This window comes from Shinella lacus, from assembly GCF_010994755.1.
GTDB lineage: Bacteria > Pseudomonadota > Alphaproteobacteria > Rhizobiales > Rhizobiaceae > Shinella > Shinella lacus.
In genome coordinates, this window is record NZ_WHSB02000008.1 from 155,594 (window position 1) to 174,981 (window position 19,388).

At 65.1% G+C, this 19,388-nt stretch carries 14 protein-coding genes; 9 read left to right on the plus strand and 5 right to left on the minus strand.

Going from position 1 to position 19,388, the window contains the following annotated elements; all coding sequences use genetic code 11:
- Positions 1 to 150 precede the first annotated feature (150 nt).
- From GB927_RS21320 to GB927_RS21330, 3 genes are all read right to left on the minus strand, one after another.
- Positions 151 to 1,161 (minus strand): NAD-dependent epimerase, encoded by a 1,011-nt coding sequence (locus GB927_RS21320; protein WP_256119222.1) that lies wholly within the window; start codon positions 1,159 to 1,161, stop codon positions 151 to 153.
- A complete protein-coding gene (locus tag GB927_RS21325) occupies positions 1,158 to 2,501 on the minus strand; it encodes a UDP-glucose dehydrogenase family protein (protein WP_256119223.1) in 1,344 nt (447 codons plus the stop codon). Before GB927_RS21325 ends, GB927_RS21320 begins: the two co-directional genes overlap by 4 nt.
- Before the next feature lie 308 nt (positions 2,502 to 2,809).
- The gene (locus tag GB927_RS21330; RefSeq protein ID WP_256119224.1) at positions 2,810 to 3,772 is read right to left on the minus strand and encodes a glycosyltransferase family 32 protein; all 963 of its coding nucleotides are present in this window, start codon (positions 3,770 to 3,772) and stop codon (positions 2,810 to 2,812) included.
- Positions 3,773 to 3,960: 188 nt separating this feature from the next.
- Here GB927_RS21330 and GB927_RS21335 point away from each other — a divergent pair, with 188 nt between their 5' ends.
- From GB927_RS21335 to GB927_RS21375, 9 genes are all read left to right on the plus strand, one after another.
- The gene (locus tag GB927_RS21335; RefSeq protein ID WP_256119225.1) at positions 3,961 to 5,874 is read left to right on the plus strand and encodes a dipeptide ABC transporter ATP-binding protein; all 1,914 of its coding nucleotides are present in this window, start codon (positions 3,961 to 3,963) and stop codon (positions 5,872 to 5,874) included.
- The gene (locus GB927_RS21340; protein WP_256119226.1) at positions 5,871 to 7,772 is read left to right on the plus strand and encodes an ABC transporter substrate-binding protein; all 1,902 of its coding nucleotides are present in this window, start codon (positions 5,871 to 5,873) and stop codon (positions 7,770 to 7,772) included. The genes GB927_RS21335 and GB927_RS21340 overlap by 4 nt, the downstream gene beginning before the upstream one ends.
- A 214-nt stretch (positions 7,773 to 7,986) precedes the next feature.
- Positions 7,987 to 8,985 carry an ABC transporter permease gene (locus GB927_RS21345; RefSeq protein WP_256119227.1) on the plus strand — a complete coding sequence of 333 codons (999 nt, stop codon included), beginning with the start codon at positions 7,987 to 7,989 and terminating at the stop codon, positions 8,983 to 8,985.
- Entirely contained in the window at positions 8,982 to 10,157 is a 1,176-nt protein-coding gene (locus tag GB927_RS21350) for an ABC transporter permease (RefSeq protein WP_256119228.1), read from the plus strand. The genes GB927_RS21345 and GB927_RS21350 overlap by 4 nt, the downstream gene beginning before the upstream one ends.
- Positions 10,158 to 10,227: 70 nt before the next feature.
- Complete coding sequence (locus GB927_RS21355) at positions 10,228 to 11,427, plus strand: glycosyltransferase family protein (RefSeq protein ID WP_256119229.1); 1,200 nt, start codon at positions 10,228 to 10,230, stop codon at positions 11,425 to 11,427.
- A gap of 14 nt (positions 11,428 to 11,441) precedes the next feature.
- Complete coding sequence (locus GB927_RS21360) at positions 11,442 to 12,905, plus strand: glycosyltransferase (RefSeq protein WP_256119230.1); 1,464 nt, start codon at positions 11,442 to 11,444, stop codon at positions 12,903 to 12,905.
- The gene (locus GB927_RS21365) at positions 12,902 to 14,053 is read left to right on the plus strand and encodes a glycosyltransferase family protein (protein ID WP_256119231.1); all 1,152 of its coding nucleotides are present in this window, start codon (positions 12,902 to 12,904) and stop codon (positions 14,051 to 14,053) included. Before GB927_RS21360 ends, GB927_RS21365 begins: the two co-directional genes overlap by 4 nt.
- Positions 14,054 to 14,124: 71 nt before the next feature.
- The gene (locus GB927_RS21370) at positions 14,125 to 16,842 is read left to right on the plus strand and encodes an ABC transporter transmembrane domain-containing protein (protein ID WP_256119232.1); all 2,718 of its coding nucleotides are present in this window, start codon (positions 14,125 to 14,127) and stop codon (positions 16,840 to 16,842) included.
- 46 nt (positions 16,843 to 16,888) lie between these two features.
- The gene (locus tag GB927_RS21375) at positions 16,889 to 17,308 is read left to right on the plus strand and encodes a cyclic nucleotide-binding domain-containing protein (RefSeq protein WP_256119233.1); all 420 of its coding nucleotides are present in this window, start codon (positions 16,889 to 16,891) and stop codon (positions 17,306 to 17,308) included.
- A gap of 182 nt (positions 17,309 to 17,490) precedes the next feature.
- Here GB927_RS21375 and GB927_RS21380 read toward each other — a convergent pair whose 3' ends face one another.
- Both GB927_RS21380 and GB927_RS21385 read right to left on the minus strand, forming a co-directional pair.
- The gene (locus GB927_RS21380; protein ID WP_256119234.1) at positions 17,491 to 18,231 is read right to left on the minus strand and encodes a polysaccharide deacetylase family protein; all 741 of its coding nucleotides are present in this window, start codon (positions 18,229 to 18,231) and stop codon (positions 17,491 to 17,493) included.
- Entirely contained in the window at positions 18,228 to 19,325 is a 1,098-nt protein-coding gene (locus tag GB927_RS21385; RefSeq protein ID WP_256119235.1) for a glycosyltransferase family 4 protein, read from the minus strand. The genes GB927_RS21380 and GB927_RS21385 overlap by 4 nt, the downstream gene beginning before the upstream one ends.
- Positions 19,326 to 19,388: the final 63 nt, after the last annotated feature.

A 19,388-nucleotide genomic window follows, 5' to 3' on the forward strand; every position in this document is an offset into this window, starting at 1 on the left:
CCCCACAAGGAGGGAGATTGGCTGGGCGCGCGGGCATCTCTTCATCTGCAACGTAGCGATAGGCGGGACATAGCCGCGATTCAATCTCCCCCCTTGTGGGGGAGATGTCCGGCAGGACAGAGGGGGGTGCCTAAGGCGCCCCTGTCAGCCTCACCCCCGCCACTCCCGATACCACTCCACGAACGCCGCAATGCCCTCCTCCAGCTCCACGCTCGGCGTAAACCCGGTGAGGCTGTGCAACAGATCGGTCGAGGCGAAGGTGCGGGGGACGTCGCCTTGTTGCATGGGCATGTAGTTGCGCGTGGCGGGGCGGCCGAGGGCTTTTTCGATCGTTTCGATGAAGGCCATCAGTTCCACCGGGTGGCCGCCGCCGATATTGACCACGCGGAAGGGCGCCTGCGCCGAGAGCGTATCGAAGAGGCCGGGCGTCGTGATGCGGCTTGCCTCCACCGGCACGACGTTGGCAAGGCGGACGATCGCCTCGACGAGGTCGTCGATATAGGTGAAGTCGCGGCTCATATTGCCCTGGCCGTAGACGTCGATCGCGCGGTCGCTGAGGATGGCGTCGGCGAACTTGATCGGCGCCATGTCCGGCCGGCCCCAGGGGCCGTAGACCGTGAAGAAGCGGAAGGCCGTCGTCGGCACCTTGTACAGATGGGCGTAGGAATGCGCCATCAGCTCCATGGATTTCTTCGAGGCCGCATAGAGCGTCATCGGCTCGTCGGCGCGGTCGCCCTCGGCAAAGGGGATTTTTTCGTTGGCGCCGTAGATCGAGGAGGTCGAGGCGAGCAGCAGGTGGCGCGGCTGGAGCGCTTTTGCCAATTCCAGCACATTCCACGAGCCGACGAGGTTGGAATTCACATAGGCGCCGGGATTTTCCAGGCTGTAGCGCACGCCCGCCTGCGCGGCGAGGTGGATGATCACGTCCGGCCTTTCGAGGGCGGCGGCCGCCTCCAGTGCCGAGCGGTCCTCCAGCATGCCGGTCACTTGGCGGAAGCCGTCACGGGGCGTGAGCAGCGCGAGGCGCGCCTCCTTCAGGCGCACGTCGTAATAGGGCGTCATGCCGTCGAAGCCCGTCACCGAATGGCCGTCGTCGAGCAGGCGCCGCGCGAGGTGGAACCCGATGAAACCCGCGGTGCCCGTGACGAGGAAATGCGTCATTGCGCCGCCTCGGCGATCGGTACGACCATGGGCGACGTGCCGCGGCCGATGCCGACATAGGCGAAGCCATGGCGCTTGACCTCGTCCGGCTTGTAGACATTGCGGAGATCAACGACGAGCGGCCTGCCCATGCTGGTCCTCAGCCGCTGGAAATCCAGCGCGCGGAACTGGTTCCATTCGGTGACGATGACCAGCGCGTCGGCGCCCTCGGCAATGTCGTAGGGCGAGGTGCCGTAGGAAATATTGTCGAGCATGGCGCGGGACGCCTCCATGCCTTCCGGATCATAGGCGAAAACCTTCGCGCCGCCGTCCTGCAAAGCCTGGATGATCGAGATCGACGGCGCGTCGCGCATGTCGTCGGTCTCCGGCTTGAAGGTGAGGCCGAGCACGGCGATCTTCTTGCCGCGCACGTCGCCGTTCAGCGCAGAGATGACCTTGCGGGCCATGGCGCGCTTGCGCGTGTCGTTGATGGCGATGGTCGTTTCGATGAGGCGCACGGGGCTGTCATTGTCCTGCGCCGTCTTCACCAGCGCCAGCGCGTCCTTGGGAAAACACGAGCCGCCATAGCCCGGGCCGGCATGCAGGAATTTGCCGCCGATGCGCCCGTCGAGGCCGATGCCGCGGGAAATCTCCTGAACGTCGGCGCCGACCTTTTCGCAGAGGTCGGCGATCTCGTTGATGAAGGTGATCTTCATCGCCAGGAAGGCGTTGGCGGCATATTTGGTGAGTTCGGAGGTGCGTCGGCTGGTGAAGAGCAGTGGCGACTGGTTGAGGTAGAGCGGCCGGTAAACCTCTGTCATCACGTCGCGGGCGCGCTCGTCCTCGATGCCGACGACGATTCGGTCCGGCCGCTTGAAATCGCTGATCGCGGCCCCCTCGCGCAAGAATTCCGGATTGGAAACGACGGCGACATCGGCGTCGGGCCGGGTTTCGCGCATGATGCGCTCCACCTCGTCGCCGGTGCCGACAGGCACGGTCGATTTGGTGACGACGACGGTGAAACCCTTGACAGATTGGGCGATTTCACGGGCGGCAGCGTAGACATAGGAAAGGTCCGCATGGCCATCGCCGCGGCGCGACGGCGTGCCGACCGCGATGAAGACGACATCGGCATCGCCGACCGCGCCGGCAAATTCCGTGGTGAAGGAGAGCCGCCCTGCCTTGACGTTCTCGGCCACCAGCGCATCGAGCCCCGGCTCGAAGATCGGGATCTCGCCGCGGTTCAGCGCCTCGATCTTCGCTTCCGCCTTGTCGATGCACACGACGGTATGGCCGAAATCCGCAAAACAGGCGCCGGATACCAGCCCCACATAACCGGAACCAATCATCGCGATCTTCATGCTGGTCTTCTCCAAACGGGACTCTGTGGCGGCTGTGCTACCCGCCGATCGTCACAGATAGAATACAATGCCGGGCAAAGCACGGAACGATGTCGGCTTCAAGCGGAATGCGGGCGGTATGTGGTGACGGGCGGTGCGCGTTGCCACCCCCCTCTGGCCTGCCGGGCATCTCCCCCTCAAGGGGGGAGATTGGATGGAGCACCGGCTCGCCCCATCTTTGGCGTTTCAATTTGAGCAAGATTCCTGCCACTTGCCGATCTCCCCCCTTGAGGGGGAGATGGACGGCAGGCCAGAGGGGGATGCTGCCCCTACCAGGACTTCCAAGCCAACAGCAGCCCGCCATCCCCCGCCTCCGCCGCCCTGCACGCCGTCTCCACGTCCGAAAACGGCGCCCCCCGCGGCAGTTCCGCGGCGATGATCGCCGCGTCCGCCAGCGTCAGCGAGCCGCCGCGGGCGATGACGGTGAAGAGGAGCGGGCCGGTCGACCACCAGGCGGGGGCGTCCGGCATGCTCTCGATGGCCTTGGGCAGGGCGTCGTTGAGGCGCAGGATGATCGGGTGGTGCGCTGGCGCGGCGAGGAAGGAATTGGCGAGCAGCAGGCTGCCGCGGCCGGTCTGGCGCGGCACGGCCTCGGCCATGGCGATGAGGCCGGTCATCGGCAGGATATCGTGGAAGCCGATATCGGTGCGGGCCGGATACCAGTCGCAATCGAGATAGATGCCGCCCTCCTGCTCCAGGAGCAGATAGCGCGCGACATCCACCGCGCCCGGATAATCGCCCTGTTCCAGCATCGCCCGGAAGGCGGCGTTCTCGAAGACGCCGGCGGTTTCGAGATCCTTTTCGCGCCAGAGGAAATGGCCGTAGCCATGGGTCTTGGCATGGCGCGCCCAGGCCTCGGTCGAGGGCGGAATGGGGCCGTCGCCGATCCACACCTGGTGGATGATCGGCGGGATCGACGTGCGGTTGGCCTCGGCGATCGCGCGGCGCTCGGTGGAGGTGAAGGCGGCGAAGGGCGCGAGTACCGCCGGATCGGGCACGAGATGATACTGGTAGCCGATGCGTTTCAGCGGGTCGCGCTCGGCCTTGGCGAGCTTCAGGAAGGCCGAATGCAGGCGGCGCGGCAGGCCGAGCGCGGTCTGAGGCCCGAGCGCGGAACGCTCCGGATCGCGCCCCACGGCCTCCAGCACCGCGCGCGCCGCATCAAAAGCGCCGGCATCGCGCTGTGCGGCGGCTTTTTCGAGTTCCGCGTTCAATCGTTGCTTGGCTGACATCAATCTGTCCTAAGGAGGCGCCGGTGCACGGCAATATGGACTGTCATATTCGGTCCGCGCCCGAGCAACGACAACCCCAAACCTGCCGTAAAGTAAGGCGTGGACAGAAAAAAATACGCGCGCTAGTGTCAAGGCGGGGAACAAGAAAAAGCCGTATGGATAAATATCCGACAGGCGAGAAAGTACATATGGATTCGAATGGGATCGGCCGGCCGCGAGACCTGCTGCGGATTGAAGGCCTGCACGTCTCCTTCGCGCTGATGGGCGCAAGGATCACGGCCGTCAGGGGCGCGAGCCTCAGGGTGTTGCCCGGCAAGGTGACGGCCCTGGTGGGGGAGTCCGGCTCCGGCAAGTCCGTCATCAGCCTGGCGGCCATGGGCCTGCAGGCGCCGAGCGCCCGGGTTTCCGGCAAGATCCTGTTCGACGACCCGCTCTCCGACAAGGCCCCCATCGACATTCTGTCGCTGCCGCATGACGGCCAGAAGATCCGCTCGATCCGCGGCGGGCGCATGGGCATGATCTTCCAGGAGCCGATGACCTCCTTTTCGCCGCTGCACACGATCGGCGACCAGATCAGCGAGACGCTGCGCATCCATACGGGCCTGACGGGGGCCGAAATGCGCGAGCGCTGCGAGGACATGCTGTCGCGCGTCGGCTTCCACAATCCGCGCAAGGTCTACGACATGTATTCCTTCGAGCTGTCGGGCGGCATGCGCCAGCGCGCGATGATCGCGATGGCGCTGGTCTGCGGCCCGGCGCTGTTGATCGCCGACGAGCCGACGACCGCGCTCGACGTGACCATCCAGGCGCAGATCCTGAAGCTGCTCAAGGACCTGCAATTGCAGATGGACATGGCCGTGCTGCTCGTCACGCACGATCTCGGCGTCGTTGCCAACATCGCCGACGAGGTGGTGGTGATCTACCAGGGCGAGATCATGGAGGCCGGGCCGGTCGAGACGATCTTCCACCGCCCCGCCCATCCCTATCTCAAGGGCCTGATGGCGGCGATCCCGCATTTCGGAATGCAGCGCGGCGACCGGCTGAAGCCGCTGCGCGAGATCGAGGTCAACCAGGAAAGCCTGCTCTCGAAGAAATACCAGGCGCGCACCGGGCCGGACATCATCCTGTCGGTGCGCGATCTTTCCAAAACCTTCGCGATCCGCAAGGACAACTGGCAGATGCCGGGCAAGGCGAAGGAAAAGGCGCGGCCCGCCGTCGATGGCGTCAGCTTCGACATCCGGCGCGGCGAGTGCCTCGGCCTCGTCGGCGAAAGCGGCTGCGGCAAGACCACGGTCAGCAAGATTTTGATGCGCGCCATCGAGCCCGATACCGGCTCCGTGCTGTTCGACGACGGGCGCGGGCCGATCGACGTGCTGAAGGCCAAGGGCGCGGAATTGCAGGCGCTGCGCACCCGCATGCAGATGGTCTTCCAGGACCCGCTCTCCTCGCTCTCGCCGCGCATGACGATCGGCGAAATCCTGCGCGAGCCGCTCGACATCCACGATTACGGCGACGTCGCCAAGCGCAAGATGGCGATCAAGGCGCTGATCCGCGCCATCGGCCTCGACGAGGCCTCGCTGAAACGCTACCCGCACAGCTTTTCCGGCGGCCAGCGCCAGCGCATCGGCATCGCCCGCGCGCTCGCGCTTGGGCCGAGCATGATCATCTGCGACGAGCCGGTCTCGGCGCTCGATGTGTCCGTGCAGGCGCAGATCCTCAACCTCCTGAAGGACCTCCAGAAGGACCTCGGCCTCACCTACCTGTTCATCTCGCACAATCTGTCGGTCGTCGACTACATGGCCGACCGGGTGGCGGTGATGTGGGCGGGGCGCATCGTCGAGATCGCGCCGCGCGAGATCATCATGACGGCACCGGTGCATCCCTATACGCGCGCCCTGCTTGACGCCGTGCCTTTCCCCGATCTCGAACGCCCGCTGAATTTCGAGACGGCGGGCAAGACCAGCGCGGTATCGCGCGAAAGCTGGGCGCGCGCCTTCCGCGATGACGACGACGGCGGCGACGGCATGGCGCCGGCCGATCTCGGCGGCGGCCATTTCGTGCTGGCGCGCCGCAATGCCGATGTACGGGAACTGTCATCGTGATCACGCGCCGCGCCACACTCGGCCTCTTGGCCGCCGCCTTCCTCCCCGGTCTCGCCCGGGCGGGCGGTGGCGAATCCAAGTACCTGAAAGATAAGGTCGACGCCGGCGAACTGCCGCCGGTCGCCGAGCGCCTGCCGAAGGTGCCGCGCGTCGTCAACACGGCGGCGCTTGGCGGGGAGCCTGGCGTGCAGGGCGGCAGCGTGCGCATGCTGATCGGCGGCCAGCGCGACGTGCGGCTGATGCCGATCAACAGCTATTCGCGCCTCGTCGGCTATGACCGCGACCTGAAGCTCCAGGCCGATATCCTCGAAAGCTACACGGTGGAGGAAGAGCGCATCTTCACCTTCCGCCTGCGCGAGGGCCACAGATGGTCGAGCGGCGATCCCTTCACGGCGGAGGATTTCCGCTATTGCTGGGAAGACGTCATTCTCAACCGCGAGCTCCTCAAGGGCGGCCCGCCGACGGACCTTCTCGTCGAGGGCAAGCCGCCGATCTTCTCGGTGATCGACGACGTGACCGTGCGCTACGCCTGGGAAAAGCCGATCCCGGATTTCCTGCCCAAGCTCGCCTCGCCCATCCCGCTGGTGCTGGCGCTGCCGGCGGCCTACATGCGGCAGTTCCACAAGAAGTTCCAGGCGGCCGACGTGCTGGAAAAGCACATCATAAAACAGCGCGTCGACGACTGGCGTGGGCTGCACATCAAGATGTCGCGCCAGACCCGGCCGGAAAATCCCGACCTGCCGACGCTCGAAGCCTGGCGCCCGCGCACCGCGCCGCCGGCCGAACAGTTCATCTTCGAGCGCAACCCCTTCTTCCACCGGATCGACGAGAACGGCACGCAACTGCCCTATGTCGACAAGGTGGTGATGAACGTCTCCTCGCCCGACCTCATTTCCGCCAAGACCGCGACGGGGGAGAGCGATCTCCAGGTCGCCAATCTCGACTTCGCCGACTATACGCTCCTGAAGAATGCCGAGACGATCTATCCGATCAATGTGCTCCTGTGGAAGCGCACGCTCGGCTCGCGTGTCGCACTTGTCCCCAATCTCAACTGCGGCGACGAGGGCTGGCGCAAGGTGCTGCGCGACGTGCGCGTGCGCCGCGCCATGTCGCTGGCGCTGAACCGCACGGAAATCAACAAGGCGGTGTTCTACGGCCTCGGCCAGGAGAGTGCCAACACGGTGCTGCCGGAAAGCCCGCTGTTCAAGCCGGAATATGCCAAGGCCTGGGCCGCCTTCGACCCCGACCAGGCCAACCGCCTGCTCGACGAGGCCGGCCTCGACAAGCGCGACGACGAGGGCCTGCGCCTGCTGCCGGACGGCCGCTCCGCCCATATCGTCGTGGAAAGTGCCGGCGAAAGCACGCTGGAAACGGACGTGCTGGAACTGATCACCGATCATTTCCGCCTGGTCGGCCTCGGGCTCTTCGTGCGCACCTCGCAGCGCGATATCTTCCGCAGCCGCGCTATCGGCGGCGAGATCGTCATGTCCGTCTGGTACGGGCTCGACAATGGCGTGCCGACGCCGGAAATGTCGCCGCTCGAACTCGCGCCGACCGCCGACGACCAGCTCCAGTGGCCGGTCTGGGGCATGTATTACGCGACCGTCAAGACCAAGGGCGAGCCGCCCGACATGCCCGAGGTGCAATATCTCGTCGACAAGCTCACCGCCTGGGAGATGACGACGACCGAGGCGGAGCGCGAGACGATCTGGCACGACATGCTGAAACACCATGCCGAACAGGTCTTCACCATCGGCACGGTCAACGGCATTTCCCAGCCGATCGTGCGCTCGCGCCGCCTGCGCAACATCCCCGCCAAGGCCCTCTGCGGCTTCCAACCCACCGCCTTCCTCGGCGTCTACATGCCGGATACGTTCTGGTATGAGGAGAGTGCGTGATGTTGTGGAGCCCTTCACGCGCCATACCCCCCTCTGCCCTGCCGGGCATCTCCCCCTCAAGGGGGGAGATCGGCAAGGGGCTGGCCCTTCACTTGAAACGCCGGCCTTTGAAATTGGCGAAGCGGTACTCCATCCAATCTCCCCCCTTGAGGGGGAGATGGCCGGCAGGCCAGAGGGGGGTATTCGCCCAATACCACGCTGAAAGGCCCACCCGATGATCCGCTACATCCTCGGGCGCATCGCCGTCATGGTGCCGACCCTGCTTCTCATTTCGATGCTGGTCTTCGTCATCATCGAGCTGCCGCCGGGCGATTATTTCGAGAGCTACATTTCGGAACTGCGCGCCATGGGCGAGGCGACCGACATGGCGGAGATCGAGGAGCTGCGCGAGCGCTACGGCTTCGACAAGCCGCCGGTGCTGCGCTACGTGCACTGGGTCGGCGGAATGCTGGTCGGCGATTTCGGCTATTCCTTCGAATATCGCCTGCCGGTCTCCGACGTGGTGGGCGACCGGCTGTGGCTGACGGTGCTGGTTTCCTTCGTCACCATCATCTTCACCTGGCTGATCGCCTTCCCGATCGGCATCTATTCCGCCACCCACCAGTATAGCTGGGGCGACTATGGCCTGACCTTCGCCGGCCTCATCGGCATCGCCGTGCCGAACTTCATGCTGGCGCTCGTCGTGATGTATTTCGCCAATATCTGGTTCGGCGTGTCGATCGGCGGCCTGATGGACCGTGAATATATGGGCGCGGCGATGAGTTGGGAGAAATTCCGCTCCATCCTGTCGCATATCTGGATCCCGGTCATCATCATCGGCACGGCGGGCACCGCCGGCATGGTGCGGCGCCTGCGCGCCAACCTGCTCGACGAACTCAACAAGCAATATGTCGTCACCGCCCGCTCCAAGGGCCTGCATCCGATGCGGGTTCTCTTGAAATATCCGCTGCGCATGTCGCTCAACTTCTTCATCTCCGACATCGGCTCCATCCTGCCCTCGATCATTTCCGGCGCGGAGGTCACGGCCATCGTGCTGTCGCTGGAAACGACCGGCCCCATGCTGATCAAGGCGCTCCAGACCCAGGACATGTATCTTGCCGGCTCTTTCCTGATGTTCCTCGCATTCCTGACGGTCGTCGGCGTGCTGGTGTCCGATATCGCGCTCGCGATCCTCGACCCGCGCATCCGGCTTGGCGGAGGCAGCCGCAAGTGAAGACGCCGCTTCCTGAACCCGGCGCGCCGCTCGGCCATTACGTCTCCGACGCGCCCTTCGATCCCTATGCCGCGGAGCGCAAGGTCGAGGAGCTGAAGGTCATCGCCCAGGCCTCGCAGTTCCAGCTCATGTGGTGGCAGTTCCGCCGCCACAGGATGGCGCTCGCCTCCGGCATCTTCCTCATCGCCGTCTACCTGATGATCGCGATCAGCGAGTTCCTGTCGCCCTACAATCTGCACACCCGCAACATCGACTTCATCTATTCGCCGCCGCAGACGCTGCGCTTCATGCATGAGGGCTCGTTCGTCGGGCCGTTCGTCTACGGCCAGACGATGAGGCTCGACATGGACACGCTGCAGCGCGTCTATACCGACGACAGGACCGATGTTCAGAAGCTGCGCTTCTTCTGCCGCGGCGACAGCTACAGGTTCTGGGGCCTGTTCCAGTCGGACGTGCACCTCGTCTGCCCGGCCAAGGACGGCGAATTCTTCTTCCTCGGCACGGACCGGCTCGGGCGGGACATGCTGTCGCGCATCCTCTATGGCGCGCGCATCTCGCTCACCATCGGCGCGCTCGGCGTCATGATGAGCTTCGTGCTCGGCATCGTCATCGGCGGCCTTGCCGGCTATCACGGCGGCATTTTCGACCTCATCGTGCAGCGTGTCATCGAGGTGTTGCAATCGATCCCCAGCATTCCGCTGTGGATGGCGCTCGCCGCGATCATTCCGGTCACCTGGAGCCCTATTCTCGTCTATGTCGGCATTACCATCATCCTCGGCATGCTGGACTGGACCGGACTTGCGCGCGCCGTGCGCTCGAAACTTCTTGCCTTGCGCGAGGAAGATTATGTATTGGCGGCCCAGGTCATGGGCGCAGGCAGCGCCCGCATCATCCGCCGCCATCTCGTGCCCGGCTTCATGTCCCATCTGATTGCCAGCGCAACGCTGACCATTCCGGGCATGATCCTCGGCGAGACGGCATTGAGTTTTCTCGGGCTGGGCCTTCGGCCGCCCATCACAAGCTGGGGCATTCTTCTGACAGAGGCTCGCAGCATCAACATCATCGCCCTTTATCCGTGGCTGCTTTTTCCGGTAGTACCTGTCGTTTTGGTCATTCTTGCTTTCAATTTCCTCGGCGATGGACTGCGCGATGCGGCTGACCCCTACAAGTGAGATCGTTGGGACGACCAATGCACAAGAGCTTTTCGACGGCGATCCCGGCGCGAGCCTGGAGGCTTTTCCCGTGAGCCGGAGTTTCGAACACGCCCGCATCCTCATGTACAGCCATGACACGTTCGGTCTCGGCCACCTGCGCCGGTGCCGCACGATTGCGCATGCGCTGGTCGAGGAATATCGCGGCCTCAACGTGCTGATCATCTCGGGCGCCACCATCGCCGGCGCCTTCGATTACCGCGCCCGCGTCGATTTCGTGAAGATCCCGAGCGTCATCAAGCTGCGCAACGGCGAATATACCTCGCTGGAGCGCCATATCGACCTCGAAGACACGCTGACCATGCGCCGCTCGATCATCCGCCACACGGCGGAGACCTTCCGGCCGGACATCTTCATCATCGACAAGGAGCCGATGGGGCTTTCCGGCGAGGTGGAGGAGACGCTCGCCTACCTGAAGGGCCGCGGCACGCGGCTGATTCTGGGTCTTCGCGAAGTGATGGACGCGCCGCACCTGCTCGAAGCCGAGTGGAAGCGCAAGGACGTCATGCACAAGATCGAGAAGTTCTACGACGACATCTGGGTCTATGGCCCGCCGGATTTCTACGATCCGCTGATCGGCCTCGACGTGCCCGACGGTGTGCGCGAAAAGCTGAAATTCGTGGGCTTCCTGCACCGCAACGCGCTGCAGATGGACCGCGCCCAGTACCAGCCGACCGGCGACTATATTCTGGTCACCACCGGCGGCGGCGGCGACGGGGCGGATCTCGTGCAGGACGTCATCCGCGCCTACCAGCACGATCCCGACCTGACCCACAGGGCGCTGATCGTGCTCGGCCCCTACATGCCGCAGGGCGAGCGCACCAAGCTCACCCAGGAGGCCGCGAAGATCCCCTATATAGAGGTGATCGAGTTTGATTCGCGCATGGAGGACCTGGTCGCGGGTGCGCAGGGCGTGGTGGCGATGGGCGGCTACAACACCTATTGCGAGATCCTCTCCTTCGACAAGCCGGCGCTGATCGTGCCGCGCGTGCAGCCGCGCGAGGAACAGCTCATCCGCGCCACCCGCGCGGCCGAGCTCGGCCTCATCGACATGCTGCTGCCGGAGGAATCGAGCGATCCGGTCCGCCTTGCCGCAGCCCTGAAGGCGCTGCCGAAGCGCCCGCCGCCGTCGAGCGGCCATCCGGGCCTCCGGCTGGAGGGCCTGCGCCACATTGCCCGCATCGTCGGCGACGAGCTGTCGTCGCGCGAACTGATCCCGTCCGGCGAGTGAGAGGCGAGACCGCGTTGGCGCCCCCGCACAAGATCGTCGTGCTGCTGAAGGGCTATCCGCGCCTGTCGGAAACCTTCATCGCGCAGGAACTGCTCGGGCTGGAGCGGGCCGGGCTCGACCTCGTGCTCGTGTCGCTGCGCCACCCGACGGATCGCAAGCGCCACCCCGTGCACGACGAGATCAGGGCGCCGGTCTTCTACCTGCCGGAATACCTGCACCAGGAGCCCATCCGCGTGCTGCGCGGCCTGTTGCGGAGTTTTCGCCTGCCCGGTTTCGGCGCGGCCCTGCGGCAGTTCCTGAAGGACTTGCCGCGCGATTTCAGCCGCAACCGCTTCCGCCGCTTCGGCCAGGCGGCGGTGCTCGTCGGCGAATGGCCGGAGGGCGCCGGCTGGCTGCACGCGCATTTCATCCACACCCCCGCCTCCGTCGCCAATTATGCCAGCAAGATGCTCGGCATCCCCTGGACCGTCTCGGCGCATGCCAAGGACATCTGGACCTCGCAGGACTGGGAACTCGCCGAAAAGCTCGCGACGGCGCACTGGGCCGTGACCTGCACCAAGACGGGGCACGCGCATCTGCAAACGCTTGCCGGAGCGAATGGCGACCGGGTGCATCTGAGCTACCACGGCCTCGATCTGGATCGCTTTCCGCCGGTTGATGCGGGAGTACACCCCCCTCTGTCCTGCCGGACATCTCCCCCTCAAGGGGGGAGATCGGCTGGCGGTGAGGACGGTGCTCAAACGGCGGCCTCCGAGATGGGCGAGACGCTGCTCCATCCAATCTCCCCCCTTGAGGGGGAGATGTCCGGCAGGACAGAGGGGGGTGACGCTCACCCGGTGCACGACGCTTGCGGCTGCACACCCGCCGCAAGCAACCCCCGCCCACCCCGCGACGGCTCCGACCCGCAGAACCCCGTCACCATCATCAGCGTCGGGCGCGCGGTGCCGAAGAAGGGCTATGACGTGCTGCTGCGGGCGCTGGCCCGCCTCCCCGCCGACCTCCACTGGCGCTTCGTCCATGCCGGCGACGGCGGCGAGCGGGCGATGTTGCAGAGGTTGGCCGAAGAGCTGGGCATAACGGAAAAGCTCAGCTGGCTCGGCGCGATGGACCAGAAGGACGTGCTCGCCGGCTACCGCGAGGCCGATATTTTCGCGCTCGCCTGCCGCATCACCGCCGATGGCGACCGCGATGGCCTGCCGAACGTGCTGGTGGAGGCCGCAAGCCAGCGGCTCACCTGCGTTGCAACCGATATTTCCGGCATTCCCGAACTGTTCGAGAACGATGTCAACGGCCTGCTGGTGCCCTCGGAAGACCCGGAGGCGCTCGCCGCAGCCCTCGAACGCGCGATCCGCGACCCGGCCCTGCGCGACCGGCTCGGCCGGGCCGCAGAAGCCAAGGTGCGCGCGAGCTTCGACCACCACACCAGCATCGCCCAGCTCAAATCCCTGTTCGAAACCGCAGCGCGGGAGACCGCATGAGCAGTCCCCGCGTCCTCTTCTATGTGCAGCACCTGCTCGGCATCGGCCATCTGGCCCGCGCCAGCCGCATCGTGCGCGCACTTGGCGCCAACGGTTTCGCCGTGACGCTGGTGACCGGCGGCATGCCGGTCGATGGCTTTCCCGGCCCCGGCATCGACCATGTCGCGCTGCCGGCGATCGCCGTCGGTGACGGCGGTTTTGCAGCCCTCGTCGACGAGACCGGCAAGGTCGTCGACGAGGCCTTCAAGGCCGATCGGCGCGACCGGCTGCTCGCCGCCTACCATGCCTGCCGGCCCGACATCGTCATCATCGAGGCCTTCCCCTTCGGCCGCCGCCAGGTGCGCTTCGAGCTGCTGCCGCTGATCGACGCGATCGAGGCGAGCACGCCGCGCCCGCTGCTGATGACCTCGCTGCGCGATATCCTGCAGGAGCGCGCCAAGCCCGGCCGCGACGAGGAGACCATCGACCTCGTGCGCCGCCATTTCGACCGCGTGCTGGTGCATGGCGATCCGGGTTTCGTGCGGCTGGAGGATACCTTTCCGCTGGCCGATGCGATTGCCGATCGCGTCGTCTATACCGGCCTCGTCGGCGCAGGCCCGTCAACGCCTGCGGCCGAGCGCTACGATATCGTCGTCTCCGCCGGCGGCGGCGCGGTCGGCGCGGGGCTGGTCGAGGCCGCCCTCCAGGCGTCGCAACGCCTTGCCGGCAGCGGCCGCTGGCTGGTCATCACCGGCCCGAACCTGCCGCAGGCCGATTTCGACCGGTTTGCCGCGCAGGCGGGGGAGACTGTCGACCTCGTGCGCTTCCGTACCGATTTCCGCAGCCTGCTCGCCGCCGCGCGCCTCTCGGTCTCGCAGGCCGGCTACAACACGGTCTGCGATGTGCTGGAGGCCGGTTGCGGCGCGGTGCTGGTGCCCTTCGCGTCCGGCGGCGAGACGGAGCAGACGGCGCGTGCCGAGCGCCTGGAGCGACTCGGCCGGGCGGTCGTCGTGGCGGAGCATGAGCTTTCTGCGGAAACGATGGCAGGCGCAATTTCCCGCGCGCTTTGCGCCGAAACAGAGAAAAATGTGCCCGATTTGCAACTGGATGGCGCCAATCGTACCGCGAATATCCTGAGGGACCTTCTAAAAGGCCACACGGCTTCCTAGCTCTTGCGGTATTGCCGCTGTCTTATAATCTTCATACGGACAGCCGCCGTTCACGCGCATAGAAGTCTCCCATGGAAAAAAGTCTCGCCCGATATATTTGGGACCACACCCGGCCGCAGCAGCTCTTCATCCTGCTGATCGTCGCCCTGTCCATGATCCCTTATTATCTCGCCTTCGACCTGCCCAAGCAGATCGTCAACGGCCCGATCCAGGGAAGCGGCTTCGACCAGCCGGGCGATACCGAGCTGTTCATGCCGATCAGCTTCGACATACCGTTCTGGGGGCATGTCGAGCTTTATGGCGGCCTGCCGCTGGAGCGCATGCCGTCGCTGCTCGCGCTCAGCCTGACGTTCCTCGTGCTCGTCATCATCAACGGCCTGTTCAAATATTACATCAACACATACAAGGGCCGCCTCGGCGAGCGGCTCCTGCGCCGCATCCGCTATGAGCTGGTGGACCGCATCCTCCGGTTCCCGCCGAAATATTTCAAACACGTCAAGGCCGGCGAAGTCTCCTCCATGGTCAAGGACGAGGTGGAACCGCTCGGCGGCTTCACCGCGGATGCCTTCGTGCAGCCGGCCCTTCTCGGCGGCCAGGCGCTGACGGCGCTGATCTTCATCTTCATCCAGCATTTCTGGCTGGGTTTCATCGCCTTTGCCATGGCGATGATCCAGGTCGGCATCATCCCGCGCATGCGCCGCCGGCTGATCGAGCTTGGCCGCGAGCGCCAGATCACCGCCCGCCAGCTTGCCGGCCGCGTCGCCGAGATCGTCGACGGCATCGGCACGATCCACGCCTACGACACCTCCAACTACGAGCGCGCCGACATCGCCGCGCGCCTCGGCCACATCTTCCGCATCCGCTACGACATCTACCAGTGGAAGTTCCTGGTCAAATTCCTCAACAACTTCCTCGCCCAGCTCACCCCCTTCCTGTTCTATTGCATCGGCGGCTACCTCACGATCGTCGGCAAGCTCGACGTCGGCCAGTTGGTGGCGGTCATCAACGCCTACAAGGAGCTGCCCGGCCCGCTGAAGGAACTGATCGACTGGGAGCTGGTGCGCCAGGACGTGCAGGTGAAATACGAGCAGGTCGTCGAGCAGTTCGATGCCGACAACCTGATCGAGCCGGAAATCCAGGCCCTCAACGCGGCGAACGGCACCATGCTGAACCATCCGCTCAGCGCCACCAACCTGGTGCTGGAGGACGATATCGGCGGGCGCGTGCTGGAGCACGTCTCGGTCAAGATATCGCCCGGCGAAACCGTCGCCATCATCGGCACGGCGGCGAGCGGCGGCGACAGGCTGGCCGAAGCGCTCGGCCGCATCATCTGGCCCGCCGGCGGCAAGGTGACGGCCGGCGACGACGACCTGTATGCGCTGCCGGAATCCGTGACGGGCCGCCGCATCTCCTATGCCTCGCCCGATGCCTATTTCTTCCATGGCAGCCTGGAGGACAACCTGCTCTACGGCGTCAAGCATGCGCCCGTTGAGCCCGCCGCCTACAAGGGCGCGGCCTCCGACCAGCGCAAATGGGACGTGCTGGAAGCGCAGCGCTCCGGCAATCCGGATTTCGACCTCAAGGGCAACTGGATCGACCTGGAGACGCTGCATGCCAATGGCTCGGCCGGGCTGTTCGGCTCGATGATGGCGGTGCTCGATATCGTGGAACTGTCCGACGACGTGCTGCAGCTCGCGCTGCACTCGACGCTGCCGGCCGATGCCGAGGTGGCACCCGCCGTCGCCGCCGAGATCGTCGCCTTGCGCCGGGACCTGCGCGAAGAGCTCAACCGCCGCGACATGAACAACCTCGTCATCCCCTTCGAGGAGGACGCCTACAACACAGAGGCGCCGGTCGCCGAAAACCTGTTCTTCGGCATGATGCCGGACCCGAAGGCCTCGACCCGGGCGATCGTCAAGACGTCGTATTTCCGCAATATCATGCGCGAAAGCGGGCTCGGCGACGCGCTGTTCAAGATGGGCCAGGGCATTGCCGAAAGCACGGTCGAACTCTTCAAGGACTTGCCGCCCGACCATCCGTTCTTCGAGCAGCTGACCTATATGCGGGGCGACGAGATCCCGACCTATCAACACCTGCTCCAGCGCCTGCGACACAATGCCACGCCGAGCGACGAGGACCGCATCGCGCTCATCCGCCTCTCGTTCTTCTATGTCGAGCCGCGGCACCGCTTCGGCGTGCTCGACGAGGCGCTGATGCGCAAGATCGTAGAAGTGCGCCACCAGTTCCATGCAAACCTGCCGCCGGAACTTCAGGGCTATATTGAACGTTACGACCCGAATGCTTATCTGACGTCAGGAACGCTGGTCGACAATATCGTCTTCGGCAAGCTTAACCATCGTTATAGCGATGCTGTTCCGAAGTTGAGGGAGATCGGCGGAGACCTGCTCAGGAAAAGGCCCGAGCTTTACCGCGCGCTGATGGCGCTGGGGCTCGAGTCGAATGTCGGGGCAGGCGGACGGCGGTTGAACAACTTGCAGCGGCTGAAGCTCAGCCTGGCACGCGCACTCATCCGCCGGTCGGATTATTACATCTTCAACCGGCCGCTCTCGGGGTTGGACCACCACCTCCAGGAGCACATCGTGGAGGCAGCACTTGCGTTCCTGGCCAAGAGCGGTGATAATCCGGCTGTTGTCTGGGTTTTGTCAAATACCCCGCTTGCAAAACACTTTAAAAGAGTGCTTGCTTTTGATGGCGGAACATTGGTGGAAGACGGAGCCTACGACACGATTGTCGAAAGCGGTACGGTATACAAGCAACTGATAGCATGACTGGTGAGAATTGATCGAGTAGCCGAAATCGAGGCGGTTGACTATTATGATCCTGAACGACGAAGTACAGATGCTACGACGGGTTCCGCTCTTCTCGGGGATTGATGCGGCAAAGCTCAAGCTGCTCGCATTTGCCTCCAACCGCGTCTGCTACCGTGAAGGCCAAGAACTCTTCCATCAGGGCGACGAAGGCGATGCTGCCTATGTCGTGCTGTCGGGCGTCGTCGACGTTTACAAGGCAGGCCCTTCCGGAGACGAGAAAATTGCCTCCGCCGGCTGCTGTTCGGTCGTTGGCGAAATCGCCATCCTCTGCGGCACGGCGCGCAATGCCACGGTGAAGGCCTCAACGGCCGTCGAGGCCCTGCGCATCAGCAAGGACTGCTTCCTGAAGGTCCTCTCGACCTGCCCGCGCAGCATGGCCGAAACCATGCGTGTGGTCGGCCAGCGGCTTGCCCACAGCCACTGAAGGCGTCTTCAGCGCTTCCTCTACCGACGACAACCTGTCCGGTGTCGCCCGCTTTTCGGCGGGCGTTTGCGTTTCCAGTAGTCTTGCCGATCGACTGCATTCGTTCGCGAATCCGCCTGTTTGCGTGGCGAAGAAATGCCGGTGAAATGCGGCGGAAACAAGGGGATAAGGTTAACGCCAGCTCATATTTCCGTGAGCAGATCGTCAACGCCGAACCAGCCGCAATCGGCTGTCCCAGCGGTCGCCTCGAAGACCAGCGCCATCACATCCCACGCTGCTTGATCATGCACCAGATGATGGGTGAGGAGCCCGATCGGCCCCTCCTGCGCCTGTGAGACCCGCACCAGATCGGCGATCACCGCCTCCACTTCCCGCCCGCCGCGCGTGCCGCGCCAGTCGATGATGTCGACATGGGTGTTCAGCATCTGAAGCGGCGCCGGCTTTTCCGGGCCGAAGACCGAGAGCGCCCGAAAGCCGATGCCCGGCAGGCCGGCGACGACGGACGGGGCGATGCGGTTCCACGGCGGCACGAGCATCGGCGCGAATCGGCCGGCATGCAGGGCGGACAGTTTTCCAAACCCCTCGCCCAGTTCGCGAAGAACCTCTTGCGCCGGCCGATGGTCGCCCAGTTCCTGGTTCTTCTCGTGCGCTCCCGCATAACTTTTGTGCGCCCAGCCATGCACCGCCACTGAGACGCGGCTTTCGCCCGCAAGGCGATCGGCCAGCGCCTGCCCGGTGAACGCCGGAATGGTGGCGAGCAGCACCGGCACGTCATGCGCGGCCGTCAGCGTTAGCAGCCGGTCGAGCGGGGCAGTCGGCTCGATGGCATCGTCGTCGCGCAGCCACAGGCGCAACGGCTTGCCGCTATCGGCCCGGCGGGCGATTTCGTCCAGCAGGGGTTTTGCGATTGCGGGCAGCGTCATCTCTTCTCTCCGAGGGATTGGCGCAGGATGGCATCGAGCGCCGTTGCGGCGGCCGGCAGGGAATGCTCCGCGACAACACGGGCGCGCGCATTTTTCGCCATGCGGCTGCGCTCCGCCGCATCGCCAAGCAGGGCCGCAATCGCCGCCGCATAGGCGGCGGCATCGCCCGGTTCGGTCAACAGGCCCGTTTCGCCGTGTTCGACGACCTCCGGCACCCCCGCCGTCGCGAAGGCGACGACCGGCAGCCCCGCGGCCTGCGCCTCCAGATAGGCAAGTCCATAGGCCTCGCCGCAGCCCGGCCAGACATAGAGCGCGCCCTTCGACAGGATATCCGCCACCTCCGCGCGCTCCCTCTGCCCCAGCCAGTCGATCCGCCCTTCCCCAAACCCGGCAAAGAGCGCTTGCACCTCCGCGCGCAAAGGCCCATCGCCCACCACGGAAAGGTGCCAGGGCACGTCTGCGATCCGGCTCAGGCCTTCCGCGAGCGCGCGAAAACTCGCCAGCTTGTCGCCAGCGCGCATCATGGCGACCGTGACGAGGTGGTGAGGCTCCGGCTGCGCTGCCTGCGCGGTGAAAAGCCCCTCGTCGATGAAGGGTTTCAAGGCGGCGATCGCCGCATCCGGGGCGGCATCCGTAAGGCCCGCGCGGTCGCGGGCGGTGAGGCCGATATTGACGGCCGCGCCGCGCACCGTTTGCAGTACGCCGGCCTGCATCTCGCGCCAGATGCCGAGGTTGCGGCGCGGGGAATAGGAGGCCTCGGCCGTCACATAGGCGAGCCCGAACGTCTGGCAGACCGCGGGTCCGATCAGGTCCGGCGCCTTGTAATAGGGATGGTAGCAGAACCACAGGTCCGGCGCGCCCTGCCCCCGCCATAGCGCCGAAAGCCGGGCGATCTCCGCCTCGGCCTCCGCCTTGAGCCGCGCATAACCGGCCTCGTGGGCACTATCGCCGAGGAAGGCGCGCAGCCCGGAGGCGAGCGTCACCTCATGTCGGGCGCGCTTCAGGCATTCGACGATCTGGCGCGCCATCAGCCGGTCCCCCGAGGGAACCGCATGTTCCGGCGACTTCAGCGGGGCGTAGAATGCGATCTTCATGGACTCGTTGCGCTGGTTTCGGCGGTGGATGGGCGAGACTTGACAGGCCGGCCAAACTCTCCC

Coding starts and splice junctions, on each gene's coding strand:
- GB927_RS21320 (WP_256119222.1), bottom strand. CDS start 1,161: ATGACGCATTTCCTCGTCACGGGCACCGCGGGTTTCATCGGGTTCCAC.
- GB927_RS21325 (WP_256119223.1), bottom strand. CDS start 2,501: ATGAAGATCGCGATGATTGGTTCCGGTTATGTGGGGCTGGTATCCGGC.
- GB927_RS21330 (WP_256119224.1), bottom strand. CDS start 3,772: ATGTCAGCCAAGCAACGATTGAACGCGGAACTCGAAAAAGCCGCCGCA.
- GB927_RS21335 (WP_256119225.1), top strand. CDS start 3,961: ATGGATTCGAATGGGATCGGCCGGCCGCGAGACCTGCTGCGGATTGAA.
- GB927_RS21345 (WP_256119227.1), top strand. CDS start 7,987: ATGATCCGCTACATCCTCGGGCGCATCGCCGTCATGGTGCCGACCCTG.
- GB927_RS21365 (WP_256119231.1), top strand. CDS start 12,902: ATGAGCAGTCCCCGCGTCCTCTTCTATGTGCAGCACCTGCTCGGCATC.
- GB927_RS21370 (WP_256119232.1), top strand. CDS start 14,125: ATGGAAAAAAGTCTCGCCCGATATATTTGGGACCACACCCGGCCGCAG.
- GB927_RS21375 (WP_256119233.1), top strand. CDS start 16,889: ATGATCCTGAACGACGAAGTACAGATGCTACGACGGGTTCCGCTCTTC.
- GB927_RS21380 (WP_256119234.1), bottom strand. CDS start 18,231: ATGACGCTGCCCGCAATCGCAAAACCCCTGCTGGACGAAATCGCCCGC.
- GB927_RS21385 (WP_256119235.1), bottom strand. CDS start 19,325: ATGAAGATCGCATTCTACGCCCCGCTGAAGTCGCCGGAACATGCGGTT.